Origin of the sequence: Pseudomonas sp. PDM02, from assembly GCF_014852285.1 — a bacterium.
In the GTDB taxonomy this organism is placed as follows: Bacteria; Pseudomonadota; Gammaproteobacteria; order Pseudomonadales; family Pseudomonadaceae; genus Aquipseudomonas; species Aquipseudomonas migulae.
This window is the reverse complement of record NZ_JACVBL010000014.1, coordinates 62,977-89,514: the sequence shown is the minus strand read 5'-3', so window position 1 is coordinate 89,514 and position 26,538 is coordinate 62,977. Positions and strand designations below refer to the sequence as shown.

Sequence of the window (26,538 nt, the reverse complement as noted above, 5' to 3'; positions counted from 1 at the left end):
CACCAAAGCATCCCGGTCAATCGTTAATCAACTTCCCAACGCGGATCGGCTCGCGCCCCGCAACTTTCGCCTGCCACGTCCCCGGTTGCGTATACCGCCCACGGTCGATGGCAAACAACACACCACTGGTACCGGCGCACACGGTGGTCACCCGGTCGCTCAACGGGTCAACCACTTCAAACAGTGCATCGCCCTTCTCGACCCATTCACCGGCCTCGCGCAGGAAACTGACCACGCCATGATGCGGCGCAAACAGGTATTCCGTGCCTTCAAACGGCATACCTTCACAGCATTCACTCGGTGCCGCCGGCCAAGTGCCTTTGATAAAACCCTGTTCGGCAAGGAAGCCGAGAATGGCCTCGCAATTGGCCTGAGCCTGATCGACCCGGGTATCGCCCATGCTGCCCAGCTCCAGCGTTGTCGCCAGGTTGGCCGGTGGAATCGCCGCCTCGGGGAATGCCCTGGCCAGGCGCAACCATGGCGAAGAACAGGACTCATCGAAAGAACTGCCGCCGGAATCCTCACACAGCAGCGCAACGCCCGCCTTCAGTCGAGCCGCCAGGGACTTCCATTGCGACCAGTGTTGCGGCAGCGCATAAATATGAATCGCCGCTTCGAAATCGCAATGCAGATCGAGGGTGATGTCGGCATCGCAGGCATGGCGCAGCAGCAAGCGATGCATGGCTTCCAGCTGCGACTTCGGTGCAGGCAAACCGTCGAGAACCTGGCCCATGGCCTGACGAATCAACGCGATGTTGGCCTGGGCATCGGCGCCCAACTGATCACCGATCAGCTCACCGACCGGCGCGCTCAGTTCAACGAACGAGCGGTTGAAATTCTTGCCGCTGCCAAGTTCGAAACGGCCCATGTGGCTGCCTTGCAGGTGCTGGTCCAGGCCGATGGGATTGGCCACTGGAACCAACTCGATCACGCCTTGCAACTGACCTTGGGCTTCGAGTTCGGCCAGGCGTTTTTTCAGCTCCCACGCCGTGCGCATGCCCGGCAGTTCGTCCGCGTGCAGGCTGGCCTGGATGTAGACCTTGCGCGAGCCCGTGCCGTAACGAAATACGCTGAGGGTGCGTTCGGAGCCCAGGTGGCTCCAGGGCAATGGGTGGTCGATGCGTTGCATAAAAACTCCTGAACATCAGAACATCAGAACACTGAGATCCCCTGTGGGAGCGAGCCTGCTCGCGATAGCGGTGTGTCAGCCAATGTTTTGTTTCCTGACACTCCGCTATCGCGAGCAGGCTCGCTCCCACAAGGTTCTAGTTTCATTAAAGAGAACATAAAAAAAGTGGCAACCGCCTTCACGGTTGCCACTTTCTTATACGGCTGGATTACTCGCCGTAAACATCAAAATTGAAGTACTTGTCCTGCACTTGCTTGTACTTGCCGTTGGCACGGATTTCAGTGATGGCGGTGTTGAATTTGTCCGCCAGCTCTTGATCACCCTTGCGCACAGCGATGCCGGCGCCGCCGCCGAAGTACTTGGCGTCTTCGTAGGTTGGACCCACAAAAGCGAAGCCCTTGCCCGCGTCGGTTTTCAGGAAACCGTCGTCGAGGTTGACCGAGTCGGCCAGCATCGCGTCGAGGCGACCGGAGACCATGTCCAGGTTGGCTTCCTGCTGCGAGCCGTAACGCACCAGGACAATACCGGCCGGTTGCAGCACTTCAGTGGCGAAGCGGTCGTGAGTACTGGCGCGCAGTACACCGACTTTCTTGCCCTTGAGCTCGGTCAGCGGGTCTTTGACGTCGGTGCCTTCCTTCATCACGAAGCGCGCCGGGGTGTGGTAGTACTTGATGGTGAAATCGACGTTTTTCTTGCGGTCGTCGGTGATGGTCATGGACGACAGGATCGCGTCGATTTTCTTGACCTTCAGGGCCGGGATCAGGCCGTCGAACTCTTGCTCGACCCAAGTACATTTCAGTTTCGCCTGCTCGCACAGCGCGTCGCCGATATCGACGTCGAAACCGGTGAGTTTGCCGTCAGGGGTTTTCATCGAGAATGGCGGGTAACCGGCTTCGATACCGATGCGGATCGGCTTGGCGTCATCGGCCACAGCGGTCAGGGACAACATCGACAGTGCCAGGGCACCGAACATCACTAGCTTCTTCATTTATAACTCCTGTGGGCGGAGGCTTTTATTGGCAGCGTTCGATTGGTAGCGTTCGGTCAGCGCTTTTTTGTTGGAGAAAACCGAAGTGGCGGGCAGTCTAGAGCGGCTTCAGGCGCGTAAATTGTGCATATGCGACAAATACTTATAGAAAAGGCGAGCTGAATGAACGATGAGATTCGCACGTTGAACCTGATCCAGCACCACCCCGCCGAAGGACCGGGTGCAATTGCCGACTGGGCTGCCTCCCGGGGATTGTCGCTGAACGTCTACCGCGCCGACCTCGGTCAATTGCCGCCAGTCAGCGCGGAACCGGCGGTTTTATTGGGCGGGCCCTATGAGTCCAACGCCGGCCCCGCATGGCTGGAGGCTGAACGCCAGTGGCTCGCGCGCAGCCTGGAACAGGGCGCGGCGGTGTTTGCGATTTGTCTGGGGGCGCAGCTGTTGGCGCTGAGTCTGGGCGGGAATGTGCGGCGAATGGATCGGACCGAAACCGGCTGGACGCCAGTGCGCTTTGCCGATGGCCAGGTATTGAAGGTGCTGGAATGGCACGAAGACGCCATCGACTTGCCGCCCGGCGCGCAGCTACTGGCCAGCAGTGATCAGTGCGAGCAGCAGATGTATCGCGCAGGGCCTGCTCGGGTGGGTTTGCAGTTTCATCCGGAGTGGAATGCCGAATCGGTGGCAACGCTCAATGCGCACTTTGCCGAGGAATCGCCGCTGCCACGGGGAGCACCGGACAGCGCCGCCCATGCCGCCGTTTTTGAATGGTTGCAGGTGACGCTGGATGAGTGGTGGGCGGTAGCGGGCAAAGCGGGCAATTAGCCAACGATCGCATGAATACCTAAATCTGTAGGAGCCGGCTTGCTGGCGATAGCGACCGTTCAGGCGATGAACATGTCGACTGACCCACCGCGATCGTCGGAACGCCGCCCGCAGCAAGCCGGCTCCTACAAAAGCATTTACATCAGCATTCGCAGCCGATTGCGGTTGTGGCTGGCCGTTGCACCTCAGTACTCAACTCAAACCCTTCATCCAGCCACCCGGTCACTCCGCCGATCATTTCCTTGACCGGGTAGCCCAGCGCCGCCAGTTTCACCGCGGCCTTGTTGGCACCATTGCAATGTGGCCCGGCGCAATACACCACGAACAGCGTGGATTTCGCCCAGGTTGCCACCCCTTCAGCAGTCAGCAGTCGTCCCGGAAAATTGATCGCGCCCGGCACATGACCACGCTCGAACGCCAGCGGACCGCGAACGTCCATTAGCACAAAATCCACTTCACCTGCCTGCTGGCTGCCGTGGACGTCGGAACAATCGGTCTCGAAGGTCAGACGGTTGCTGAAATGCGTCAGGGCAATGGCCGATGGGGCGGCGGGAATGTTGCGGACCAGGCTGGTCATGAGCGGTACTCCAACGTTTGGGTGGGTGTGAGAAGACTTTATCCGCCGTGCGCTTGCGGCTAAAGTGGCGCACAAGACACCTACCGGGAATTTTCCGCCAAATGCAACCCAACCCTGGATTAGTCGCGATTCTGGCCTACGACGGCCTCTGCACCTTCGAATTCGGCATCGCCGTGGAGATCTTCGGCCTGGCGCGCCCGGAGTTCGATTTCCCGTGGTACGAACACCGGATCGTCGCCGTGGATCAGGGCCCGATGCGCGCCATGGGCGGCATTCAAGTGTTGGCCGATGGCGGCATGGAACTGCTCGGCGACGCCCGAACCATCATCATTCCCGGTTGGCGTGATCGCAACGCTGCGGTGCCTGAAGCGTTGATCACCGCCCTGCGCCAGGCCCATGCGCGGGGCGCACGGTTGCTGTCGATCTGCTCGGGCGTGTTCGTCCTGGCGGCGACCGGTTTGCTCGACGGTCACGGTGCCACCACGCATTGGCGCTACACCTCGGAACTGGCGGCGCGTTTCCCGAACATCCTGGTGGACCCTGACGTGCTCTACGTCGACTCGGGCCAACTGATCACTTCGGCGGGCAGTGCTGCTGGTATCGATGCGTGCCTGCATTTGGTGGCACGGGATTTCGGCACTCAGGTGGCCAACTCGGTGGCACGACGGCTGGTGATGTCGCCGCAACGCACCGGCGGCCAGGCGCAGTTCATTCCGACGCCGGTCAGTCCTACGCCGCGCAGTGATCTTTCCCGCGTGATGCAGTGGGTTCGGGAGCGTTTGCATGAACCGCTGGAGGTCCGCGACCTGGCCAGCGAGGCGGCCATGAGTGAGCGGACATTCCTGCGTCGGTTTACCGAAGCCACGGGCATGCCGCCCAAAGCGTGGTTGCAGCATGAACGCCTGGCGCGGGCCCGTGAATTGCTGGAGAGCACGAGCAGAAACACCGACCAGATCGCCGAGCAGTGTGGTTATCGCTCGGTGGAAAGTTTCCGGGTGGCGTTTCGCAACGTGGTCGGCGTGCCGCCGTCGGTGTATCGGGAGCGGTTTGGGCGGGAGATTGAAGCGAAGATTTGAGGTGTGTTTGAGGGCCCCTTCGCGGGCAAGTCGGATCGCCGCACCGCTCGCTCCTACAAGGTATACGTGATCTTTGTAGGAGCGAGCGGTGCGGCGATCCGACTTGCCCGCGAAGGCGGTTTCATGGCTTACGCAAAAGGTACGTATCCATAATCCACCCATTAGCCAGCCGCGCCGCCTTGCGCACTCGCTCGATCTCGTCCGCCACGTCCTTGAGCTTGCCGCTGATGAGGATTTCATCCGGTGTCCCCAGGTAAGCCCCCCAGTAAATCTCTGTCTCCTGATCCGCCACCTGATGGTAGGAATCTTCCGCATCGAGCATCACCACCAGGCTGTCGGCATCGCTCACCTGCCCTGCCGCCAGCCGCCGGCCCGTCGTGATTTCGAATGAGCGCCCAATCCGGTTCAGGGGCACTTTATGCTGGGCTGCCAACGCCTGAACGCTGGTGATACCGGGGATCACGTCGAACTCGAAGACGCAGCGGCCGGACGCCAGAATCGCCTGCAAGATCCGAATGGTGCTGTCGTACAACGCCGGATCACCCCACACCAGAAATCCGCCACACTGGCCGTCGGACACTTCCTCATTGATCAGCCGTTCGAAGGTCATCTGCTTGGCAAGGTTCAGGTCTTCCACACTGGCCTTGTAGTCCACCTCTCCGCGCTCGCGCTCCGGGCTGTGGGCTTCAACGAAACGGTAGGTGTGATCAGTGATGTAGCGCTGGCAAATCTCACGGCGCAGGTCGATCAGTTTGTCTTTGCTCTGGCCCTTGTCCATGAGGAAAAACACATCGACGAGGTTCAGAGCCTTCACGGCCTGCATCGTGATGTAGTCGGGGTTGCCGGCACCGATGCCGATGACCATCAGTTTTTTCATCAACAGGCTCCCTCAAGGTCTGTGCCCAACACACGTAAGCGCCAGCGACCATTGAAGCGCAATTCGATGGCTGACAGCGGTTCGACATCGATCAGATTGAACGCGGGACTTTGCAGCACATGGGTCAGCGCTGCGCGAATGACAAAAGGGTGGGTGATGGCAACGCTGTGCCCCGGTGTTGCCTCCAGGGTTTTCAGCCAGGCGGCCACCCGCTCGCCGAGTTGCGCTACCGACTCGCCACCGTGAGGCGCCGAATGCGGATCATCGAGCCAGCTCTGCAATGTCTCGGGTTCGGATTGCTGCAGGTCGTCGATCCGCAAGCCATTCCAGCGTCCGAAATCACACTCCCTCAGCGCCTCGACAATCTCCACGTCATCGGCGAACAACCCGGCGGTTTGCCGGGTCCGCAATTCCGGACCGCAGAACAGGCGCGATGCCTTCTTGAGTCGGGAACCAAACGAACCTCTTGCCGATTGCCAATCCATCTCCACCGGCTCATCCGTAGGAAAACGCGCCAATTTCTGTGCGACGGTTCGAGCGTGGCACATCAGGGTCAAACGGGTCGCCTGCACGAAGGATCACTCGGTAAAAGGAAAGGAAAATGGCGTCACGCCGCCAACAATCACGCAATTGTGCCGTAAGAAACACGATTGGGGGCGTTTCGTTTTACCCCTTGCCAACGCTTGTAGCCCTTAAAAAACGCTATCTCCGACACCCCTGTCAGCGAGGACCTACAAGGCTGAGCGACTTTGGTGTAGCCCCCGACATACGGGCATTTCGTCCCATTTTAGGGCCAGAAATGGCCGAGTAAAAATTCACTAGACATGGGGCGATCGTTCCATAAATACTGCCGTAACGGCTAATCTAAACAACACCTTCATCCAGCAGGAGCCCGGATGCCCGCTTCCAGCAACATGCAACACCGCCTCCGCACCCAGAACCCGACCGACAGTGTCAGCATGACGCTGCCTGCGGCAAGCAGCGACTGACTGGATAAGAAAAAGAGTGGCGCCTGGCAAACAGCATCAAGCGACCGCCGATTCAATGCGTGGAAACCGACAGTGATAGTCAGGTTCGTGCCAACCGCCGAACCCTTTGATACAGGAGTGCATCCATGCTGGTCTTACGCCCAGTGGAGTTAACCGACCTGCCCCAGTTGCAGCGACTGGCGCAAGAAAGCCTGGTCGGCGTGACGTCCCTGCCGGACGACACCGAACGCTTGCGCGAGCGGATTCTCGACTCCTGCGCCTCGTTCGATAAAAACGTGCAACAGCATGGCCCGGAAAACTACTTCTTCGTGCTGGAGGACCTGACCACCCGGCGCCTCGCGGGGTGTTCGGAAATCCTCGCCACTGCCGGTTTCGGCGAACCCTTCTACAGCCTGCGCAACCGGCATTTCACCAGCGCCTCGCGAGAACTGAACATCGAGCACGGCGTGCCGGCGTTGTCGTTGTGCCACGACCTCAGTGGCCACACTTTGCTGCGCGGGTTTCACATCGATGCGGCACTGGTGCGCACACCGTCCTCGGAATTGCTGTCACGGGCGCGCCTGATGTTCATCGCCGCGCACCTGCCGCGCTTTGCCGAAGCGGTCATCACCGAAATCGTCGGCTTCAGCGATGAAGAAGGACGGTCGCCGTTCTGGGATGCGCTGGGCAAACACTTCTTCGACCTGCCCTACACCGAGGCCGAGCGCCTTTGCGGGCTGGAGAGCCGGACATTTCTTGCCGAACTGATGCCGCAATATCCGATCTACGTGCCGATGCTGCCCCAGGCCGCGCGGGACTGCATCGGCCGTATTCACCCCGATGGCCAGGAGGCCTTCGATATCCTTGAGCGCGAGGGGTTCGAGACCAACAGCTACATCGACCTGTTCGACGGCGGCCCGACCCTGTATGCACGTCTGGCCAACATCCGCTCTATCGCGCAAAGCCAGAATGGCACCGCCACACAGGGCTCGACCATCGATGCCCGAGGACGCTACCTGGTGAGCAACGATTCACTGCGAAACTATCGCGCCATCGTCGCCGATCTGGACTACACCGCCGGGCAACCCGTGGTCCTCAGCGCCGAGATGTGCGAGGCACTGAATGTCACCGACGGCAGCCCGATCCGGGTGATCGCGCTGTGAGCATCCTCGCGTCCAGTGCCCAACGACAGCGCTCGAGCCTGCGCGTAGAAGGAGCTGCATCATGATTGTCCGTCCGGTCCAGATCACCGACCTGCCCGCCCTGTTGGCGCTGGTCCGGCAGGCCGGTCCCGGGTTTACCACCCTGCCCGCCAGCGAGGACCGCCTGGCGCACCGGGTGCGCTGGGCGCAACGGACTTTCGCGGAACAGGTTGAACGCGCCGATGCCGACTACCTGTTCGTGCTCGAAGACGACGATCAGCAAGTGGTGGGTGTCAGCGCCCTGACAGGGGCCGTTGGCCTGCGTGAGCCCTGGTACAACTATCGAGTGGGACTGACAGTCAGTGCGTCACCGGATCTGGGCATCCGGCGGCAAATCCCGACACTGTTCCTGAACAACGAAATGACCGGGCAATCGGAGATTTGCTCCCTGTTCCTGCGTCACGATCAACGCCACGGCAGTAACGGTCGATTGTTGTCGTTGGCGCGCTTGCTGTTTGCTGCCGAGTTTGCGCACCTGTTCGGCGAGAAGCTCATCGCCGAACTGCGTGGCAGCGCCGACGAGCAAGGCTGCTCGCCATTCTGGGACAGCCTGGGCCGGCACTTTTTCAAGATGGATTTCAACCATGCCGATCACTTGTCGGGGCTGGGCAGCAAATCGTTCATTGCCGAACTGATGCCACGTCAACCGCTGTATACCTGCCTGCTCACCGAACAGGCCCAGGCCGTGATCGGCAAGGCTCACCCGAATACCGAACCGGCATTGAAAATCCTCACCGCCGAAGGTTTCACACACAAGGGTTACATCGACATCTTCGACGCCGGCCCGGTCATCGAAGCACCGCTGTCGAAAATCCGCACGGTGCGCGACAGCCAGGCGCTATCGCTGGTCATCGGCACGCCAGACGACCAGGCGCCGGTCTGGCTGATCCACAACCGCCGACTGGAAAACTGCCGCATCACCGCCGCCCCCGCCAGGCGGGTGGGCAACAGCCTGATCGTCGACCGGCTCACCGCCAAACGCTTGCAACTGCAACCCGGCAACTCGGTACGCGCGGTGCCGCTGCTCAATCAACAGCAGCAGGCTGCGGCGGCTTGAAGCAACCTCACGCCTCTCAATGGCGGTTTCGATCAGGCCCGCTCTGCAAATTCGTCATCATTCTTCCCCCCTTAGCGTGATAGCCTTTTGTTTTTTCGGCGTTGACACTTTTGCTCAAGCCCTTCCATTCCATTGGTGGAACTCATATGTCCAGGCTTTCACATCAAGATTTGCGCCGTAACTTCCGTGAACTGTTCGCTTCCAAAACCTGCTATCACACCGCGTCGGTTTTCGACCCGATGTCGGCACGCATTGCCGCGGACCTGGGTTTTGAAGTGGGGATCCTGGGTGGTTCTGTCGCGTCGCTACAAGTGCTGGGCGCACCCGACTTCGCCCTGATCACCCTCAGTGAATTCGCCGAGCAGGCCACTCGCATCGGCCGTGTCGCCCAATTGCCGGTAATCGCCGACGCCGACCATGGCTACGGCAACGCCCTCAACGTAATGCGCACCATCGTCGAACTCGAACGTGCCGGCATTGCTGCCCTGACCATCGAAGACACCCTGCTGCCGGCGCAATTCGGCCGCAAGTCCACCGACCTGATCGGTGTCGCGGAAGGTGTCGGCAAGATCCGCGCAGCGCTGGAAGCCCGGGTCGACTCGGAAATGGCCATCATCGCCCGCACCCACGCGGGCATCCTGCCAGTACAGGAAATCATCAGCCGCACCCAGCAGTACCAGAAGGCCGGTGCGGACGGGATTTGCATGGTAGGCGTGCGCGACTTCGACCACCTCGAACAGATCGCCGAACACCTGAGCGTGCCACTGATGCTGGTCACTTACGGCAACCCGCTGCTGCGCGACGACAAACGTCTGGCAGAGCTGGGCGTGCGGGTCACCATCGACGGTCATGGCGCTTACTTTGCGGCGATCAAGGCGACTTACGACAGCCTGCGCGAGCAGCGGCAGATCCTCACCCAGACCTCGGACTTGAGCGCTACGGAACTGACGCATACCTATACGCAGCCTGAGGAATACATCCGTTGGGCAGAAGAGTTTATGAGCGTCAAGGAATGAGTCCTTTCTGATTTCGGCTCCTGAAGCGACTTGTGATTCGGCCGGTAGACGCAATGTTACCGGCAGGATTGCAAGGGGTCTGGAACCATATGGCTGTTATCTGTTTCCGCCAAGAAATACACACCCAAAAACAAACATCAATATTTAATAACAACTCCAGAGTTGATATTAACCATCGCCCCCTCTAATCTAAAAACCGTTAAATAACAACAATATTTAACCCTAATCGCTCACTCAATCTATAATAACAAGGAAGTACTTATGAAAAACACCACTAACAACTGGCAAAATGCTCCTCTGTTACGCGCTGGAGCCAAAGTTATCACTACACCGACAAAAACCGACCATGCGACCAACTGTCCCGGCTATGATGGGCTTCGCTTTAACATAGGTAACATTCATGAAATCAAGGCATTCTGGAACATGCCTACCAAGGATTAATAGCTAATAGCGATTTCCGGGTTTGCAGCCAGACAGAACGAGGTCGTAATGAAAAAAACAAACAACAACTGGTCCAGAACACCGCTCTTTCATGCGGAAAAAAACATCATTCCTGCATCAACCAGAAAACACCACGACATGAACTGCTGGTTAAACACACCTCGACTCAACGTCGGCAATCTCCAGGCAATCAAGCAATACTGGCAGTTTATCGAGACTGCTGAATTCGCTCAGTAACACTGCCTTTCATCAGTAATGGCAGACGTCAGCGGCCACAGCACACAGCCTCTGACGCCTGCTTACAACCGCCTCCGCTGCGCCTGATCAAAAAACATAAAAAACAAAGGCGAACTCATATGATAAAAAACCTGCTCAATTCCGATTTGCAACCCTCCCAAATTATCACCAATATCAAAAAACTGAATATGACTGCCGAAGTAAAAAAACTGGCCGACCAAATATTTCAGCAAACAGCCAGCACTTCCGAGGTATCTTACCGCGCCGCGGTCATGAAGCAGACAAACACCCACACCCGCACATTAACATTACACTGCAACCAGAATGGCAATATCAGCCTAAAAGCACCTGACAATGCAACGGCATCTGAACAACTCTATTCCGTACCCGGCAACAGTATTTTGTTTGCAATCAATGCAGAAGCTTTTTCCATTCAACTTTACGGCATTGAAGGTGAACATCTGATTCTCGGAGAACACGTTATTGTAGATGCCAGCAATCCGTTGTTCATCGACGGTACGAAAACCCTATTTGACAGCAATCCGAACGGCACTGGACATTGCGCATTTATCGGCAGTCTTAACTTTCCTGACAGGAGTGCCGACATTCACGTATTCGATCGTACGTCATTGCAAAAAATTGCCTGGTTCCCCCATGACGACAGCGCCGCCCGCTACCTGGTCAGCCTGGAATTGCTGCAAGCAGCCAAAGATCCCGGGGCCGGCAAAGTGGCCGAAGAACTGATTTATCACTATCACCCCGCCGTCGCATGGAAAGCGTTCCAGATGATTCATGGGGTAAATCCCGTTAAAGCGCTGGGTTATGCGCCTCTTTTAAGAAACCTGCAAAACACTCGACTCAATGACTTACTGGATCAACACGTGGGTGAGATAGCATGAAATTGGCCACCTTTGTTGAACGCATGGACACGTACGACCTCCATCAAGATAAATCACCCATCATTGCGGACCTGCGCGAACTTGCCACCAACAGAACATTGCTGAGCGAGCATCTTTACAACACCCTTCAACGTGACGGGTACAGCACCAAAAACAGCTTGTATAACGCCTACGCCTTTGTGCTGCATTACTCGGATGCCTACACCGTCCGCCTCGGTTTTTGGGCTCCGGTGTCGAGCAAGGACGAAAGCGAAACGTTCATCTACCACCTGAACCACACCCACGATTTCGAGATTTATGCGGTGGGCTACAGCGGCGATGGCTACACCACCGTCAAGCGCAACATCCTCGATCAGACGCAATTAAGCACTGGTATTCGCCCTCCCTTGGGTGAAGAAACAACTTTTAAACTCGCCCAAGGCCAAGTGCTGCACATGCAACCCTATTACGAAGTGCATCGACAACTGCCTCCCCGGGAAATGTCTGCTTCACTAAGCCTGATCATTCATGCGCCGCCAACGACCAGTGCCCAGGCCTGGTGTTTTGACGAGGACTACTTGCCCACATATCCCGGCATCGCAACGCAAGAAACAGCATTCTACGAACACACGTTGTCATTACTGGGGGCGGAGTAGCCTGAACAGAAGGCAGGCAGGGTGACATCCCGATATGAAAACATTTGTCACCCTGCCCGCGTGTCAATCAGTCGCCGCATCACGGCTCCTACAAGGGATTTGTGCAGGCTTTCAAACCGGGTCGAATAGTTCGTGACGAGGTTCGCCCTCGCCGCTACAAATGACCCGATTGCGACCGGTGGTCTTGGCCTGGTAGAGCGCCTGATCGGCGTCGTTGAGCCAGAGTGTCGCGTCTGTGTGCGCCTGGGTGAAAGCGGCCAGGCCGATGCTCAGGCTGACTTTCAGCGCCGGGCTCTGTTCGTAACTGAGGGTGGCGAAACGATCCCGCAGAGCATCCATGGCCGCCGCGGCGCTGCCAAGCGCAAGGTCCGGGAGAATCACACAGAACTCGTCACCGCCGTAGCGGCCGGCCACGTCAGTCGCCCGAAGGTTCTGTTTGAGCACCTTGCTCAACTGCCGCAAGACGATATCGCCGGCGACATGCCCGTAGGTGTCGTTGATGGCTTTGAAGTGATCGACGTCGATCAACGCAATAGCCCCACCCCGATTCTGTCGTTTACAGCGCTGGAATTCGACTTCCAACTGGTCCTTCCAGGCACCATGGTTGAGCAGGCCGGTGAGGCTATCGGTGCGACTCAGGGCGAGCAATTCGCGCTTTTGCCGGCCAAGCGTGGTAGCCTGGCGAAAGCAGATCCAGCCCAGCGCCAACGGATACAGGCACAGCAAGGGTAAACAGGCGTACAGCTGCAGCTGACTGGTTTCAGGAATGAAGGCCGGCGCAAACAGAAAGTATCCGACGCAAACGCCCAGAAGTTGCGCAACCGTGCCCACCAGCAGGAATCGCAAACCGCCAATGGCCACATTGTTCATCGCCATCATGGCAATGGTGGTTGCGCTGGGCAGCGGATTGAATTGCATGGCGGCGACCCAGAAGCCGCCGAGAAAGGCGTCGACCAGCAGGTTGCGGTGTTCGGCGTGGTAGGGAACCTTCGCCCGACGCGCCCATTGGTAGGCCACGTGTGGCCAGAAGATTCCGTTGAAGAGCATCATCGCCCAGACCCACAATGGCGGATCAAGCGGGTACATCGCGGCGGCCACACACACCAGTCCCGCGGCTAGCCCCAGACTTCGCGATGCATAGAGCCTCCTGGCCAGTGAAAGTCCTTTTCCTCCCGTTTTTCCCATAAGGCCTCTGTACCGCTGAACGGAACCTGATCACACCTGGGGTTGCGGGTGTGCTCGAAGTCTAACAGGGCAACGTCAAATAGCCATCACCGGCCAGCAGTCTGAATACCGCGGTATAGACAGGAGGCGGGCCCCGAATGTTTGGCTATACCTGAAGAGACAAATAACGAGAAAAAAGGAGGCCCATGCAGACTTTCCAAGTGTTGATCATCGGCAGCGGTTTCGGCGGCCAGTGCGCGGCGATCAATTTGCTCAAGGCCGGCATCGATGATTTTCGTCTGTTGGAACGTCGGGACTTCTTCGGCGGCACCTGGTGCCAGAACACTTACCCCGGCGCCGCCGTCGATGTGCCCTCGCCGCTGTATTCGCTGTCCTTTGCGCCCTATCGCTGGACGCAAATGTTCGCCGAACAAGCCGAATTGCACCGCTACACGCAGCACGTGGTGGAGCAATTCGGCCTGCGCGACAGGGTGGAACTGAAGGCGAACGTCGAACGCATCGAATGGGACGACGACGCCAAACGCTGGGCGGTGCACACCGCGAGCAAAGGCACGTTCTACGCGCAGTTCCTGATCAACGCCACAGGGCCGCTGAGCCAGCCCGTCGTCCCACGCTTCGAGGGCCAGGAGCGCTTTCAGGGCAAGACTTTTCATACCAACCATTGGGATCACGCCTACGACTATCGGCATAAACGCGTCGCCATCGTTGGCAGTGGCGCCAGCGCGGCCCAGGTGATCCCGGCGATTGCTCCGGACGTCGCGCATTTGCATGTATTCCAGCGCACACCGCACTGGGTGCTGCCACGGGGCGACCGCACTTTTGGGCCTTTCCAGCGCTGGTTGCTCGGCCTCAAACCCGCCTACAAGCTGCTGCGCTGGATGATCTACTGGCAATTCGAAACCCGGGTGATTGCCTTCAAATATTCGAAACCGGCCATCCGCATGGTCCAGCAACACGCCCTGCGCTTCCTCAAGCGACAAGTGCCCGACCCTGAACTCAGACGAAAACTGACACCGGACTACGCCATCGGCTGCAAGCGGGTCATTGTTTCAAGCACCCTGTACCCGGCACTCGGCCGCGACAATGTGACCTTGCACAGCCGCGAGCAAGGCATTGCCGCCATCGACGAAACCGGCATCGTCATGCAGGACGGGCAGCACATCGACGTGGATCTGATCGTCTGGTCCACCGGTTACGACGCCACTGACGGAGTCATTTCCTACCCGGTCAGCGGAAAAAACGGCAAGCAACTCAGGGATTTCTGGGCGACCTACCCTCGCGCCTACCTCGGCACCAGCCTGCCGGACTTCCCCAACCTGTTTATCGTCACCGGCCCCAACACCGGCATCGGCCACACGTCGGCGCTGTTCATCATCGAATCGCAGATGAATTACATCCTCGACTGCATTCGCACGTTAAAAGAACAGGGTTTGCGCAGCATCGAAGTACGCCCCGAGGCAGAACGTACCTACACTGAAATGATCCACCGGGAGATGGAACGCACTGTATGGAAGTCAGGAGGCTGCCACAGTTGGTATCAAAGCAAGAGCGGTCATGTAATCGCCATGTTTCCGGGGTTCAGTTTCAGCTACCACCGATTGACCCGGGCACTGAAACCCGCCGATCACATGCTGTCCTGATCAGAGAGAAGGGAGACGCCTGATGCTTTTGTTGGTTGTCGCTATCGCAGTTTTCGCGGCCTGGAGCTGGTTGAGCTACCCGGCCATCGGTTATTGGCTCTATGACTTGAACATGGCGGCCGAAGCCAAGCTGTATCGGCTACACAAAATCGTCGTGCCCATCGCCGAAATGACCGTCTCGACCTGGCAAGGCGGGCCTTATGAAGCGTCAAGCAGTGTGCTGATGCTCCACGGCTACAGCGCCGACAAGAACATCTGGCTGCGTTTTGCTCGGCACTTTGTCGGCACCTACCGGGTGATCATCCCCGACATCGCGGGGCATGGCGAAACCGGCTTCAAGGCCGGCGGCGGTTATGACATTCCCTTGCAGGCCAAACGAATGATCCAGTTGCTCGACGTCTGCGGCGTCGAGAAGGTCCACGTGATCGGCAACTCGATGGGCGGCTACATGGCAGCCTGGCTCGCGGCCACCTACCCGGAGCGCATCGCGTCGGTCGCGCTGATCGACCCGGCCGGTGTCACCGCCCCCGAAATCAGTGACCTGGAACGCCACCTGGCCCAGGGGCACAACCCGTTCCTGGTTCACTCCCGAGAAGAATTCCGGCGCTTCTACGCCATGACCATGGCCGAACCACCGTGGGTGCCCGGCGTGGTGCTGGACGCCATCGCCCAGCGTTATGAACAGTCCCGGGATGAGTTGGCAGAAATCTTCAGCGACTTTCGCGCCAGCCCGCCGATGGAGCCAAAACTGCCCGACATCAAGTGCCCGGCGCTACTGTTGTGGGGGCGCAAGGACCGCTTGATCGATGTCAGCAGCGTGGCGATCTGGAGCAAAGGCATCGAGGATCTGCGTGTAGAAATCTGGGACGGCATCGGCCATATGCCGATGGTCGAAGAGCCAGGGAGCACGGCGCGGTTATATCGGGAGTTTTTGGCATCCCAACGCTCGGAAAGCCCTCAGGACCAGAGGATGCATTGAGCAAGCAGTCCTTGGAAGAATGAAGTCCGTAAGATTCTTCGTTTGTCGGCGGCGCTGAAGGCTGCGATCTTTTCCGCATCCTTTACGTCACCGCGCCAGGAATTTTTTCATGAGCCACCCGAGCTTTGTCAGCCCTGACCTGATCCGCCAACGCTTCTCCAAAGCGATGTCCGACATGTACCGCGAAGAAGTGCCGCTGTACGGCGCGCTGATGGAACTGGTGGAACAGACCAACCGCCATGTACTGGAGAGCGACCCGCAGATCGCCCGGCAGTTGAACAGCACCGGTGAAATCCAGCGTCTGGACCTGGAGCGTCATGGCGCCATCCGCGTCGGCACCGCCGCTGAACTGGCCACCCTCGCCCGGCTGTTTGCGGTGATAGGCATGCAACCGGTCGGCTATTACGACCTGACCCCGGCCGGCGTGCCGGTGCATTCCACGGCGTTCCGCGCGGTGCATGAAGCCTCACTGCAGGTCAGCCCGTTTCGAGTGTTCACCTCGTTGCTGCGTCTGGAATTGATCGAAGACCTTGAGCTGCGCGCCTTTGCGCAATCGGTGCTGAATAAGCGCTCGATCTTCACGCCAAACGCATTGAACCTCATTGATCGTGCCGAAACCGAAGGTGGCCTCACCGAGCCCGAGGCCCAGGACTTCGTCGAGCAAGCGCTGGAAACCTTCCGCTGGCACCACAGCGCGACGGTCACCGCCGAGCAGTACCAGAAACTCAGCGCTCAGCATCGCCTGATCGCCGACGTGGTGGCGTTCAAGGGGCCGCACATCAACCACCTGACGCCGCGCACGCTGGACATCGACATCGTGCAGGCGCAAATGCCGGCCCACGGCATTACCCCTAAAGCGGTGATCGAAGGCCCGCCCCGCCGGCAGTGCCCGATCCTGTTGCGTCAGACCAGTTTCAAGGCGCTGGACGAGCCTGTTGCCTTTACCGATCAGGCCGAAAGTCGCGGCAGCCACAGCGCTCGTTTCGGTGAAATCGAGCAGCGCGGCGCGGCGCTCACGCCTAAAGGACGAGCGCTGTATGACCGTTTGCTCAATGCTGCTCGCGACGAACTCGGGGACTTCCCCAACGAAGGCAACGCCGCACGCTATAACGCGCTGATGACGCAGCATTTCAGCGAATTCCCTGACACCGTCGAGGGCATGCGCCTACAGGAACTGGCGTACTTCCGCTATTTCGTCACGGAGAAAGGCGTCGGAGCGCCGGCGCTTAAATCCTCGTCTCTGGAAGATCTGCTCAGCGGTGGCTATTTGCGGGTTGAACCGCTGGTTTACGAAGATTTCCTGCCGGTCAGCGCGGCGGGGATTTTCCAGTCGAACCTGGGGGATGCCGCGCAAACCCACTACGGCGAGCATTCGAACCGACAAGCATTCGAGCAAGCCCTGGGACGATCGACCATCGATGAGTTGGGGTTGTATGCCGAGACGCAACGGCGTTCGATCGAGGAATGCTTCGCAACGCTCCGTTAATCCCCCCTTGTAGGAGCCGGCTTGCCGGCGATGGGGCCCTTGGATTTGTATTGCTCTTCAGGGCCTTATCGCCGGCAAGCCGGCTCCTACAAGGTTCGTGGTTATTTCAGCTTCGTCAGCAGCGCTTCAGCCGCCGCCTCGGACGACGCCGGATTCTGCCCGGTCAGCAGCAGACCATCGGTCACCACATAACTCGCCCAGTCATCCCCCTTGGAATAAATCCCGCCCTTCTCCTGGAGCATGTCCTCCACCAGAAACGGCACCACATTGGTCAGTTGCACCGCCTCCTCCTCGGAGTTGGTGAAGCCAGTCACACGCTTGCCTTTGACCAGCGGTTGGCCATCCGCGCCCTTGACGTGACGCAACACGCCCGGCGCATGGCAGACCAAAGCGACCGGCTTGCCCGCCTTGTAAAACGCCTCGATCAATGCGATCGAAACCTTGTCTTCAGTCAGATCCCACAACGGGCCATGCCCGCCCGGATAGAAAACCGCATCGTAATCTTCGGCTCGCACGCTGCCGAGCAACGCGGTGGACGCCAATGCGGACTGGGCTGCGGAATCCTTGCGAAAACGCTCCGTCGCAGCGGTCTGCGCATCGGGCTCATCGCTTTTGGGGTCCAGTGGTGGCTGGCCTCCCTTGGGCGACGCCAGCGTCAGCTGAGCGCCGGCGTCTTTGAAAGCGAAATACGGTGCCGCGAATTCCTCCAGCCAGAAGCCGGTTTTCTTACCGGTATTGCCCAATTGATCGTGGGACGTCAAAACCATCAGGATTTTCATGTCGCGCTCCTTGAATGTGGGAAATGTACGGTTATCTCAGCGCAGTTTTGACCACCCGGCTGCGCAGTTCGTTGCACTTGTTACACGGGCTCTCCCCGATGATGGCCAACCGCCTTGATGCGCAAGAAGTTGCGCAATCGACCGAGCAAATCCTCCGGTTTCACTGCACAACATCCGGCTAATCAGGGCCTCCAGCCGAGTGCGCAAGAAGTTGCGCAGTGCTGCGCAAGTTCTTGCGCACATTACGCATAGATCCTTGCGCGGGGTTTCAAAAACAGTCGAAAAACAATCTCAAAGCTTTGTTTTATATGGCTTTTATCGTTTATGGCACGGACCTTGATAACAGTCATGCACCCACCGGGCGATACCGCCTCCCGGGCACCTTTATTTATTCAGCAAGGAGAGCATCCATGGCAACACCAGCGTACATGTCCGTCACTGGCGAAAAACAAGGCCTGATCACTGCCGGCGCCTTCACTGCCGACTCCGTTGGCAACACCTACCAGGAAGGTCACGAAGACCAGGTCATGGTTCAGGCGTTCACCCACGACGTGATCATCCCGCGTGACCCGCAATCCGGCCAACCGACCGGTCAGCGCGTACACAAGCCAGTCGTGATCACCAAGGTCTACGACAAGGCTTCGCCTCTGCTGCAAGCGGCTCTGACCTCCGGCGAGCGCATGAGCGAAATCGTTATCCAGTGGTACCGTACTTCGGCTCAAGGTACTCAAGAGCACTACTACACCACCAAACTGGAAGACGCGATCATCGTCGCCATCAACAACAAAATGCACAACTGCCAGGATCCAGGCAACTCGCACTTCACCCACCTGGAAGAAGTGCAGTTCACCTACCGCAAAATCACCTGGACCCACGAAGTATCCGGTACTTCGGGTTCCGATGACTGGCGTGCTCCAGTCGTTTAATTACGGCTGATCGTTACAAGCATCGGCCAGCTCTGCTGGTCGATGTTGTTTACGCCCCTCCAGAATTTCGCGTGCGTTGATCCGCTTTGCGGTTGTCGACGAACGCCGCTCCACAGCACGAGGAACAAGGGATGTTCGCGCCGGCCAATCAGACTCACTTTGCCCTGACCATCGAAGGTCTTTCCAGCGACTTCCAGGTTTTATCCCTGCAAGGTCGGGAAGCCATCAGCCAGCCGTTTGTGTTTGAGGTGGAACTGGTCAGTGAAAAGCCGTCCCTGGACCTCGAAAGCCTGCTGCACAAACCGGCCTTTTTGCAGCTCTCGCCCGACGGCAGCGGCATCCATGGCCAGATCTATCGCGCCGCCCAGGGTGATTCCGGCAAACGCCTGACCCGCTACGCGGTGACCCTGCGCCCGCAACTGTCCTACCTCGCGCACCGCATCAACCAGCGCATCTTCCAGAACCTCACCGTGCCGAAAATCATCGGCCTGGTCCTCGAAGAGCACGGCATCCAGAGCAATGCCTACCAATTCAAAGTCGGGGCGATTTATCCCGAGCGCATCTACTGCGTTCAGTACGATGAATCGGACCTGCAATTCGTCCAGCGCCTGTGCGAGGAAGAAGGTATCCACTACCACTTCGAGCACAGCGCCACGGCCCACAAACTGGTGTTCGGCGATGACCAGACGGTGTTCCCGAAACTCGCGCCCGTGGCCTATCAGCAAGACTCCGGCATGGTCGCCAGCGACCCGGTGATCAAACGCTTCGACCTGCGCCTGGAAACCCGCACCAGCCGCATCACCCGCCGCGACTACGACTTCGAAAAACCGCGCATCAACCTCGAAAGCGAACACCGTGGCGACGCCCTGCCCGACCTCGAAGACTACGACTACCCTGGTCGCTTCATCGACCGCGAACGCGGCAAGCACCTGGCCAAACGTGCCCTCGAACGTCACCGCAGCGACTTCCAGCTGGCCGAAGGCAAAAGCGATCAGCCGTTGCTGGTCAGTGGCCATTTCCTGGCCCTGACCCAACACCCGAAAGCTAAATGGAACGACCTGTGGCTGCTTACCGAAGTCCTGCACGAAGGCAAACAGCCGCAAGTGCTGGAAGAGTCGGTTACCAGCAGCACGACCAACCTGAAAGACGACTTCCATCAGGGTTATCGCAACCGCTTCCAGGCCACCCCGTGGGACGTGCCGAACCGCCCGCCGCTGACGCAGAAGAAACCGCGCATTCTCGGCAGCCAGAGCGCCGTGGTCACCGGGCCCAAAGGTGAAGAAATCCACTGCGATCAGTACGGCCGCGTCAAAGTGCAATTCCACTGGGACCGCGAAGGTCAGGCCGACGACAAGACCAGCTGCTGGCTGCGCGTCTCCTCCGCCTGGGCCGGTGCTCACTACGGCGGCATCGCCATCCCGCGAATCGGCATGGAAGTGCTCGTCACGTTCCTCGAAGGCGACCCCGACCAACCGCTGATCAGCGGCTGCCTGTACCACAAGGAAAACGTCGTCCCGTACGCCCTGCCGGCGAACAAGACCCGCACCACCTTCAAAACCCTGAGTTCGCCGGGTGGCGCAGGCTTCAACGAACTGCGCATCGAAGACAAGAAAGGCCAGGAACAGATCTTCCTCCACGCCCAGCGCGACTGGGACGAAAACGTCGAACACGACCAGAAGATCCGCGTCGGAAACGAACGCCACGACACCGTGGAGAAGAACAGCTACAGCGAATTCAAGGCCGAAGAACACCACACCGTTTATGAAGACCGCAAAGTCGAAGCCCGCGCCAACGACCACCTGACCGTGGGCGTGAACCAGCACATCAAGATCGGCACCGGGCAATTCATCGACGCGGGCCAGGAAATCCACCTGAGCAGCGGCATGAAAATCGTACTCGAAGCCGGCAGCGAACTGACCCTGATCGGCGGCGGCAGCTTCATCAAGATCGATGCAGGCGGCGTCACCATGAGCGGGCCGGCGATCAACATGAACTCCGGTGGCGGACCGGGCAGCGGGACGGGGGCTGCGCCGATATTGCCGGGGCCGTTGAAGCAGGCGGATGCGGATAAGGCCGGGCAATTGCTGGTGCCCGCGCAGCGCCAAGCGTTGATGCAGAAGAAGCCGATCTGCGCGATTTGCGAGAAGGCCAAACTGGAGGCGCAAAATGCTTAAGTCCGACTGGACGCTGGAAAACGGGTTGCCCCAAGGCCTGCCGTGGAATGGCACCGTCGGATTGTTGCTGGATGGCGTCAGCGTCGAGAAACTGCCCCAGCACCTTTATCAATGGTCGGATGACCCGGTGTTCGAGCCGCTCTACCTCGGCACTCAGTGGGCGGAACTAGGCGACGTCTCGCCGTGCCTGGTTCAGATAAATGCGCAGAGCAATCCCATCCTCGCGAAGTTTCTCGCCGAGCCCCGCCAGGAGTGGGGCTACCTGGTGTTCAGCGATCAAACCTGGACACAAATGGTCGAGCACTTCCGCTGGCTGACCAGCGTCATGCACCCTCAGGGTGAAGAAGTCCTGCTGCGCGTCGCCGACCCTGCCGTGGCCCACGCATTGCTCGGTCACGCCGAGAGCATCAAGGACCCTACCCTGTTCGGCCCCTGCTCGCAGATCGTCACCGCCGACGCGGCATTGGGTTGCTGGCACATCAACCAGCGACCGGGCAAAGCCCCCGAGCCGAACCACAGCAAACGCTATCGCTTGAGCGACGAGCAACTCAGCCAACTGGATGAAGTGAATTTCCGCAGCATCGTCCTGCGTCTCGACCAGCACATGCACGAATACTTCCCGTCCTATCAGGCACAATCGATGCCGCTGCACCGCTGGGAACACCTGCACGCACTGGCCTCGACCTCCTACGATCGCGGCTTCAACACCGAACTCGACATCACCCTCTACGCCAACATTCACGGGTTCCTCGGCGAGCGAGCGCTGGAGGAGCATCCGGACCTGGATGCGATACTCAAGACTCCGTCGGAACAAACGCCCGCTCAGAGACTCGAACGGGTCGCTGATATTGCCCAGGAACGGGCCGAAACCCTGCACAGGAATCAAGGATGACCACGCCAACATCGGCCGGCAAAAGCCCGAATAACGTTGCAAAAAGCCAGGACGACGGCAAGTGCTCCCTGGGTGGCTGCCCCCTGATGAAGGCCAAGATCCAGCTCATCCCGCTGCGTTATGGCCTCGTCGAACGGCTCGACCCATCCAGTGCACTGGCGATGCCATACAAGACCACTTCACGTCCTCTGGGCATTCGCTTGATCCGCGATGGCTGGCTCTACGTCATCGTCGACAAAAAACCTCAAGCCGTCATGCACGAATACCGCATCCAGAACGGCATCGTGACCCAACTGCTGTGGGAAAAAGGCGAGATCACCGCCAACAAACGCGAAAGCAACGTAGGCGAAGCCGTGCTGGTCTTCCCGCGTTCGAGCAAGCTCTACGTCAACTACTCCGAAGTGCAATGGACCGCCGCCAAATGCGCGCAGGTCATCAAGCACAAGTCCGAGCGTGAATACTTCATGCAGGCAGTAGACCTGACCAAGGCTGATCCGGAGAAAGGCGCGACTAATCTGCTGACGCCGAGTCAGGCGGAGAAGTGGATTGCGGAGGTTGCGGAGCAGCCGAGCAAATCACCGGCAGCTGCAGGGGCTAAACCCGAGGAAAGCAAAGACTATCTCTGGGAACAAGCGTCGCACTTCAAGAAAACTCAGCTGGGTGCGCTGAAAAAACAAGTAAAAGCGGAAAACGAGCGTGATCACCTGTACCTGGTTGTGCAAGACGATTTAGGTGTTCTGCGCGACCTTGCCGAGCATCAGGATTTGGTCACTGGCTGGATCAGTGACTGGAGTGACGCTGAGGCCAATCAAAAGAAGTATGTGTTTGGTTGCTACATCGAATCGTTGTACACCGTAACCGGTGAAACCATTCTGAATGCCGCCCAAGGCGACCCGCGTTTTGCCAAACTCAAGGACGAAACAAGCGAAGACCAGCGGCAATCGATCGTCGACTACGTCAACGTTAAAAATCAAACGCAGTATTCGGGGGTAGGTACACATCGTGGGGCTATTGCGGCTTCGAAGTCACGGATGCGTTCGAGTCTTCGATCGCTATATTCCAAATACGAAGATCTGATCGAGACCATCGAAGACAATGCTCATGAAGCGCTCAATGGCGCAAAAATGGGACAAGAAGGTATCAACGACCTGATTGACCGACCGGCTATGGAAGCCTTTCTTAAACAACAGCGAGCACAATTAAGCCGTTGGAATAAACGGCTGGATCTGATAACTGAAGATCGAACAAAAATAGTATGCGAAAAGCGTTTCTATAAATCTGCTTGGTATTTTGATCCAAAATTTGGAACCCAACTTGAGTCGGCTCTTGCTACTGAATACGCGTGCATGAGAGATATATGCCGCACCGACAAGGCTACCGAAGCGATTGCAGACCTAATAGAAAAAGAGCCAGGTTTTACAGTTCCAACCTTCTTTACTGCAAGCTTGACTGACCAGAAGGATCTGTTTGCTAAAATTGGCTCATTAATAAAATCGGCTCGAGATATACCCCTTTCAGCAAAGGACTTCCAAGGACTGCAAAAAATTAGCCGAGAGTTCGTAACGCTCCTGACCCAAGATCTCTCGGCATCAATTAATCTAAGCAACGATGGTATAACTTTCGATCAAGCACGAAACACCGCTTACGAACCTGCCAAACAACTCCGCTTGGCGAATGCTCTAGAAGAAGCTATAGAAGGACTACGCAGCGGCCAAGCGATAGACCCAGCTAAAGTTCTGCGAAATATTCCCGGCTCAGCATGGATCGACGTGCTAAGAACATTTGGCAAAAAAGGTATTACTCTTGAGTTTGCTTCTGCAAGCCAGCTTCATGCGTTCGAAGCTGACATGGCAAAACTAACCGAACTCCGCCAGCAGATGTCCTCGCTCAAAAACAAGATCAGGGAGACATTGGCTAACGAGCGAAAAGGTCGAACCCCCAAGGGAAGCTATCGAGCTTTGGTCGCACAGCGTAAATCTGTTCAGCAATCCGTCGCCCCGCTAGAGAAAAAAATCGCACCTGCAATGATTGCTGTTGGCGAGGGTCCGAGTAAAGCAAGTATAAAAATCAAAGGTCTAACCAGCGCCCAAGAAGCAGAATTCCACCGAATGGCCGAAGATCACCGTTTAAACACAGGTGACAAGGTAAGAGGATTAGGAAAAGATATATTTCAATCTGCGGGAGGCGACATATTCGCATCAGCTGTATTTGTCGTGCAATTAATTAGCTTCGTCACTGTTTATTCAGAGTTAAGAAGAAAACCCAGCTGGGATAAAACTGATTACATTGCATTTGGCAATGCTTTCTTCTCTGCAAGCGGAGGAGGCTTTGCGGCTGCACAGGGGATATCAGCCACTACTCTAAACGTAATCAAAAACAACTATTCAAGTGCCGCTGGCAAGGTTCAGCTAGCCGCGCGCATGGGAAAGCTCACGGGGGGGCTGGGGCTAGCCGCTTACGGGCTCGGTATGGCGGCGGCAGCCACAAGTCTGTATGGGGAAAAAGGCTCTGTCGCTCGTTGGACAGAAGCCTTGAGGTCGGGAGATAGTGCAAAGCTGGCTGGTGCCAGCATGACAATTGCGGGCGACTCTGGACAGTTCGTCGTTAACGGTTGGGCAGTTGCACGAACAGGGCAATATATGTTTGAGGCAGCCACAAATGTTAGCCAAGCAAGAGCTGTCGCTTGGGTCACAGCAGGCGGCAGACTTCTGAGCGTTGCCGCGAGAGCCAATTTAATAGGGTTAGGCTTGACGGTATTACAGCTAGGTGGTGAGTGGATTTATAACCGAAATAATAAATCGAAGCTTGATAACTGGCTTCAGCAGGGCGCGTGGGGAAAGAAGAACCAAAATCGCGGATTCCAAGAAGATCGCATGCAATTGGCAGAGATCACTTCAACCCCTAAGGTCGGTCTGAGACAAATAAACAACAGACCTATTGCCGTGATTAGCATTCCAAATATCACGATTCGAGAGCTGGATGATGTTGGATTCGGCCTTACCGCGTATTGGTCAAGCAATCTCCAGCGCAATGACTGGGAGCCTTGGACTGAGCCTTTACTATATCAACTCAATTTACTGAGCCCGCCAGACGCGCCACTCCAATTGGGGTTGGAAATTTTTGCACATGAGGCCAACGCCCAGCATGGTCTTGCCATAAAGTTGCGATACCATCCACTCCCCGGAGCCCAAAAACACCAGGAAATAATGTTTGAAACCAAGACACTTAACGTTGGAAGCGGGAAGGAATTCTCAACAACTGGATTTCTCAGCGCACGAAATACAACCGCTCAAGCAATCATTGTGACCACCGACACGCTGACTGTGCTCGAATCATCAAAACAAGCCGGGCAAACCTAATGTCTTCAATAAATGAGCAATCCAGCGACGATCTCAATCTCAAAAAAATACGGCCCGTCGCTGGTGAGAAGCGTAGATTCGCGACAGGTGAAGCATTATTCCTCTCTCCGCTTCCGGTACCAACGGGCAACGCTCCCATGGATTTGGGGGGAAGCTTTGTTGAGGTGAATGACGCATTCCTTGACGTAGGCAGTAGTAATTTCGGCAAGGCTTTCCAAGCTAGGGCAATGATTGGGCTCGGTATGATGTTCATATTCTCATGCCTGATTGTTCTGCCTTTGCTTGCAGGATCTACTACTTGGGGGAATCCTTTTTCCGAGTCCTTTTGGGACAGGGCAGCAGGCATGTTCCATTTCGGTGTGACCTTTAGCATTTGGGGGGGAGGAATAGCTGCGCTCCTGAGTACTTACGTTATCTTGAGCACTACCAGAGCGAAGTCCCGCACCCGTCCAATTCGATTCAACCGCCAACGCCGTGAAGTCTGCTTCTTCCCCGAAGGTTCTGACGTTCCCGTCATTCAACCATGGGAAGAGACAGTATCTTGGCTCTCAATCAGTACAGGGGTTACTGGAGTGGGAGTAGCAAGCACCTATACCTTTGGTATGGCGTTCGACGATTCCGGAGCTGACGTAGTGCACTTTGTGAGACAAGGTGTAATCACTCCTACTCATGGTTTGGGCAAATGGGAAGCCATACGTGTCTACATGGAAAAAGGTCCAGAGTTCTGCCCTGGCAAAGCACCCTACGAGGGTCGTCACACCTTCGATAAAGAACGACAAGACATGCATGAGGAATACCAGCACAACGAGCGTTCCGCTTTAGGCGTTGGCTGGTGGTACCTGACACACCTGATCACCTGGTGGCGTTTTCCGTACTGGGTAGCGGAATGGGACCATCGTTTCAGCATGAAATCTCTACCTGAATCCATTGCTGAGTGGTCAAAGTCTCTACCGTCTGAGCAGTGGGCCAAGCCGAGTCAAGCTCTGAAAGAGCAAAGCGCCAAGATCGAGAAGGCTTTTGCTCAGGGACAAGATTTCATGACTTACTTCAAGGCAAATCTAAACGCAAATAAGACAGAAGAATCGATAAATAACTGAATGGAAACGATCAGCCACGTCCTTGAAGCATAAATACGACTGACTACCTCATGCCGGAGACTTTAAAAATGAATCCGGCACAGAGGTTGCCTACTGA

Annotated in this window: 24 protein-coding genes; 17 read left to right on the top strand and 7 right to left on the bottom strand. The window is 57.3% G+C overall.

The window, feature by feature from the left end:
- Positions 1–16: 16 nt before the first annotated feature.
- Both IB245_RS23165 and IB245_RS23160 read right to left on the bottom strand, forming a co-directional pair.
- Positions 17–1,129: a succinylglutamate desuccinylase/aspartoacylase family protein gene (locus IB245_RS23165; RefSeq protein WP_192228757.1), complete on the bottom strand. Its 1,113-nt coding sequence runs from the start codon at positions 1,127–1,129 to the stop codon at positions 17–19.
- Between the two features lie 208 nt (positions 1,130–1,337).
- Positions 1,338–2,117: an ABC transporter substrate-binding protein gene (locus tag IB245_RS23160; RefSeq protein ID WP_192228756.1), complete on the bottom strand. Its 780-nt coding sequence runs from the start codon at positions 2,115–2,117 to the stop codon at positions 1,338–1,340.
- 162 nt (positions 2,118–2,279) lie between these two features.
- On the opposite strand from IB245_RS23160, the gene IB245_RS23155 reads away from it, so the two are divergent.
- Complete coding sequence (locus IB245_RS23155) at positions 2,280–2,939, top strand: type 1 glutamine amidotransferase (protein WP_225609966.1); 660 nt, start codon at positions 2,280–2,282, stop codon at positions 2,937–2,939.
- Positions 2,940–3,081: 142 nt separating this feature from the next.
- Here the strand turns inward: IB245_RS23155 and IB245_RS23150 are convergent, their stop codons facing one another.
- On the bottom strand, positions 3,082–3,516 hold the full coding sequence (locus IB245_RS23150) for a rhodanese-like domain-containing protein (RefSeq protein ID WP_192228755.1): 435 nt from the start codon (positions 3,514–3,516) through the stop codon (positions 3,082–3,084).
- Between the two features lie 101 nt (positions 3,517–3,617).
- Between IB245_RS23150 and ftrA the strand changes: the two genes are divergently transcribed.
- On the top strand, positions 3,618–4,592 hold the full coding sequence (ftrA, locus tag IB245_RS23145) for a transcriptional regulator FtrA (RefSeq protein ID WP_192228754.1): 975 nt from the start codon (positions 3,618–3,620) through the stop codon (positions 4,590–4,592).
- Positions 4,593–4,713: 121 nt separating this feature from the next.
- On the opposite strand, the gene cobF is transcribed toward ftrA, so the two are convergent.
- Positions 4,714–5,469, bottom strand: coding sequence for a precorrin-6A synthase (deacetylating) (cobF, locus tag IB245_RS23140; RefSeq protein WP_192228753.1), 756 nt, complete (start codon positions 5,467–5,469; stop codon positions 4,714–4,716).
- Positions 5,469–6,041, bottom strand: a complete 573-nt coding sequence (locus IB245_RS23135; RefSeq protein ID WP_192228752.1) for a histidine phosphatase family protein — start codon at positions 6,039–6,041, stop codon at positions 5,469–5,471. Before IB245_RS23135 ends, cobF begins: the two co-directional genes overlap by 1 nt.
- Positions 6,042–6,583: 542 nt before the next feature.
- Here IB245_RS23135 and IB245_RS23130 point away from each other — a divergent pair.
- The 7 genes from IB245_RS23130 to IB245_RS23100 all read left to right on the top strand — a co-directional run bounded on the left by IB245_RS23130 (position 6,584) and on the right by IB245_RS23100 (position 11,924).
- Positions 6,584–7,600 (top strand): arginine N-succinyltransferase, encoded by a 1,017-nt coding sequence (locus IB245_RS23130; RefSeq protein WP_192228751.1) that lies wholly within the window; start codon positions 6,584–6,586, stop codon positions 7,598–7,600.
- Between the two features lie 61 nt (positions 7,601–7,661).
- Positions 7,662–8,696: an arginine N-succinyltransferase gene (gene astA / locus IB245_RS23125; protein WP_008026743.1), complete on the top strand. Its 1,035-nt coding sequence runs from the start codon at positions 7,662–7,664 to the stop codon at positions 8,694–8,696.
- Positions 8,697–8,842: 146 nt separating this feature from the next.
- Positions 8,843–9,712, top strand: a complete 870-nt coding sequence (locus IB245_RS23120) for an isocitrate lyase/PEP mutase family protein (RefSeq protein ID WP_008026744.1) — start codon at positions 8,843–8,845, stop codon at positions 9,710–9,712.
- 261 nt (positions 9,713–9,973) lie between these two features.
- Complete coding sequence (locus IB245_RS23115; RefSeq protein ID WP_192228750.1) at positions 9,974–10,153, top strand: hypothetical protein; 180 nt, start codon at positions 9,974–9,976, stop codon at positions 10,151–10,153.
- Between the two features lie 48 nt (positions 10,154–10,201).
- Positions 10,202–10,390, top strand: a complete 189-nt coding sequence (locus tag IB245_RS23110) for a hypothetical protein (protein ID WP_192228749.1) — start codon at positions 10,202–10,204, stop codon at positions 10,388–10,390.
- 119 nt (positions 10,391–10,509) lie between these two features.
- Entirely contained in the window at positions 10,510–11,289 is a 780-nt protein-coding gene (locus IB245_RS23105; RefSeq protein ID WP_192228748.1) for a hypothetical protein, read from the top strand.
- Positions 11,286–11,924 (top strand): transposase, encoded by a 639-nt coding sequence (locus tag IB245_RS23100; RefSeq protein WP_192228747.1) that lies wholly within the window; start codon positions 11,286–11,288, stop codon positions 11,922–11,924. The genes IB245_RS23105 and IB245_RS23100 overlap by 4 nt, the downstream gene beginning before the upstream one ends.
- Positions 11,925–12,035: 111 nt before the next feature.
- On the opposite strand, the gene IB245_RS23095 is transcribed toward IB245_RS23100, so the two are convergent.
- Positions 12,036–13,109: a diguanylate cyclase gene (locus IB245_RS23095; RefSeq protein ID WP_008026745.1), complete on the bottom strand. Its 1,074-nt coding sequence runs from the start codon at positions 13,107–13,109 to the stop codon at positions 12,036–12,038.
- A gap of 185 nt (positions 13,110–13,294) precedes the next feature.
- Here IB245_RS23095 and IB245_RS23090 point away from each other — a divergent pair, with 185 nt between their 5' ends.
- The 3 genes from IB245_RS23090 (at position 13,295) to IB245_RS23080 (ending at position 17,214) form a co-directional block, all read left to right on the top strand.
- Complete coding sequence (locus tag IB245_RS23090; protein ID WP_192228746.1) at positions 13,295–14,749, top strand: flavin-containing monooxygenase; 1,455 nt, start codon at positions 13,295–13,297, stop codon at positions 14,747–14,749.
- Positions 14,750–14,771: 22 nt separating this feature from the next.
- Entirely contained in the window at positions 14,772–15,728 is a 957-nt protein-coding gene (locus IB245_RS23085; RefSeq protein ID WP_008044917.1) for an alpha/beta fold hydrolase, read from the top strand.
- Between the two features lie 109 nt (positions 15,729–15,837).
- Positions 15,838–17,214, top strand: a complete 1,377-nt coding sequence (locus tag IB245_RS23080; RefSeq protein WP_192228745.1) for a VOC family protein — start codon at positions 15,838–15,840, stop codon at positions 17,212–17,214.
- A 101-nt stretch (positions 17,215–17,315) separates the two neighbouring features.
- Here the strand turns inward: IB245_RS23080 and IB245_RS23075 are convergent, their stop codons facing one another.
- Entirely contained in the window at positions 17,316–17,993 is a 678-nt protein-coding gene (locus tag IB245_RS23075) for a type 1 glutamine amidotransferase domain-containing protein (RefSeq protein WP_008044915.1), read from the bottom strand.
- Between the two features lie 410 nt (positions 17,994–18,403).
- Here IB245_RS23075 and IB245_RS23070 point away from each other — a divergent pair, with 410 nt between their 5' ends.
- From IB245_RS23070 to IB245_RS23050, 5 genes are all read left to right on the top strand, one after another.
- Positions 18,404–18,919, top strand: coding sequence for an Hcp family type VI secretion system effector (locus IB245_RS23070; protein ID WP_007918282.1), 516 nt, complete (start codon positions 18,404–18,406; stop codon positions 18,917–18,919).
- Between the two features lie 131 nt (positions 18,920–19,050).
- Positions 19,051–21,093: a type VI secretion system tip protein VgrG gene (gene tssI, locus IB245_RS23065; protein WP_008044914.1), complete on the top strand. Its 2,043-nt coding sequence runs from the start codon at positions 19,051–19,053 to the stop codon at positions 21,091–21,093.
- Positions 21,086–21,985 carry a DUF4123 domain-containing protein gene (locus IB245_RS23060; RefSeq protein WP_192228744.1) on the top strand — a complete coding sequence of 300 codons (900 nt, stop codon included), beginning with the start codon at positions 21,086–21,088 and terminating at the stop codon, positions 21,983–21,985. Before tssI ends, IB245_RS23060 begins: the two co-directional genes overlap by 8 nt.
- On the top strand, positions 21,982–25,344 hold the full coding sequence (locus tag IB245_RS23055) for a toxin VasX (protein WP_192228743.1): 3,363 nt from the start codon (positions 21,982–21,984) through the stop codon (positions 25,342–25,344). The genes IB245_RS23060 and IB245_RS23055 overlap by 4 nt, the downstream gene beginning before the upstream one ends.
- The gene (locus tag IB245_RS23050) at positions 25,344–26,441 is read left to right on the top strand and encodes a DUF6708 domain-containing protein (RefSeq protein ID WP_225609965.1); all 1,098 of its coding nucleotides are present in this window, start codon (positions 25,344–25,346) and stop codon (positions 26,439–26,441) included. The genes IB245_RS23055 and IB245_RS23050 overlap by 1 nt, the downstream gene beginning before the upstream one ends.
- Positions 26,442–26,538 lie beyond the last annotated feature (97 nt).

Excerpts from the sequence above, each read along its gene's own strand:
- IB245_RS23165 (WP_192228757.1), bottom strand. The coding sequence starts at position 1,129 with ATGCAACGCATCGACCACCCATTGCCCTGGAGCCACCTGGGCTCCGAA.
- IB245_RS23160 (WP_192228756.1), bottom strand. The coding sequence starts at position 2,117 with ATGAAGAAGCTAGTGATGTTCGGTGCCCTGGCACTGTCGATGTTGTCC.
- IB245_RS23155 (WP_225609966.1), top strand. The coding sequence starts at position 2,280 with ATGAACGATGAGATTCGCACGTTGAACCTGATCCAGCACCACCCCGCC.
- IB245_RS23150 (WP_192228755.1), bottom strand. The coding sequence starts at position 3,516 with ATGACCAGCCTGGTCCGCAACATTCCCGCCGCCCCATCGGCCATTGCC.
- ftrA (WP_192228754.1), top strand. The coding sequence starts at position 3,618 with ATGCAACCCAACCCTGGATTAGTCGCGATTCTGGCCTACGACGGCCTC.
- cobF (WP_192228753.1), bottom strand. The coding sequence starts at position 5,469 with ATGAAAAAACTGATGGTCATCGGCATCGGTGCCGGCAACCCCGACTAC.
- IB245_RS23130 (WP_192228751.1), top strand. The coding sequence starts at position 6,584 with ATGCTGGTCTTACGCCCAGTGGAGTTAACCGACCTGCCCCAGTTGCAG.
- astA (WP_008026743.1), top strand. The coding sequence starts at position 7,662 with ATGATTGTCCGTCCGGTCCAGATCACCGACCTGCCCGCCCTGTTGGCG.
- IB245_RS23120 (WP_008026744.1), top strand. The coding sequence starts at position 8,843 with ATGTCCAGGCTTTCACATCAAGATTTGCGCCGTAACTTCCGTGAACTG.
- IB245_RS23115 (WP_192228750.1), top strand. The coding sequence starts at position 9,974 with ATGAAAAACACCACTAACAACTGGCAAAATGCTCCTCTGTTACGCGCT.
- IB245_RS23110 (WP_192228749.1), top strand. The coding sequence starts at position 10,202 with ATGAAAAAAACAAACAACAACTGGTCCAGAACACCGCTCTTTCATGCG.
- IB245_RS23105 (WP_192228748.1), top strand. The coding sequence starts at position 10,510 with ATGATAAAAAACCTGCTCAATTCCGATTTGCAACCCTCCCAAATTATC.
- IB245_RS23100 (WP_192228747.1), top strand. The coding sequence starts at position 11,286 with ATGAAATTGGCCACCTTTGTTGAACGCATGGACACGTACGACCTCCAT.
- IB245_RS23095 (WP_008026745.1), bottom strand. The coding sequence starts at position 13,109 with ATGGGAAAAACGGGAGGAAAAGGACTTTCACTGGCCAGGAGGCTCTAT.
- IB245_RS23090 (WP_192228746.1), top strand. The coding sequence starts at position 13,295 with ATGCAGACTTTCCAAGTGTTGATCATCGGCAGCGGTTTCGGCGGCCAG.
- IB245_RS23085 (WP_008044917.1), top strand. The coding sequence starts at position 14,772 with ATGCTTTTGTTGGTTGTCGCTATCGCAGTTTTCGCGGCCTGGAGCTGG.
- IB245_RS23080 (WP_192228745.1), top strand. The coding sequence starts at position 15,838 with ATGAGCCACCCGAGCTTTGTCAGCCCTGACCTGATCCGCCAACGCTTC.
- IB245_RS23075 (WP_008044915.1), bottom strand. The coding sequence starts at position 17,993 with ATGAAAATCCTGATGGTTTTGACGTCCCACGATCAATTGGGCAATACC.
- IB245_RS23070 (WP_007918282.1), top strand. The coding sequence starts at position 18,404 with ATGGCAACACCAGCGTACATGTCCGTCACTGGCGAAAAACAAGGCCTG.
- tssI (WP_008044914.1), top strand. The coding sequence starts at position 19,051 with ATGTTCGCGCCGGCCAATCAGACTCACTTTGCCCTGACCATCGAAGGT.
- IB245_RS23060 (WP_192228744.1), top strand. The coding sequence starts at position 21,086 with ATGCTTAAGTCCGACTGGACGCTGGAAAACGGGTTGCCCCAAGGCCTG.
- IB245_RS23055 (WP_192228743.1), top strand. The coding sequence starts at position 21,982 with ATGACCACGCCAACATCGGCCGGCAAAAGCCCGAATAACGTTGCAAAA.
- IB245_RS23050 (WP_225609965.1), top strand. The coding sequence starts at position 25,344 with ATGTCTTCAATAAATGAGCAATCCAGCGACGATCTCAATCTCAAAAAA.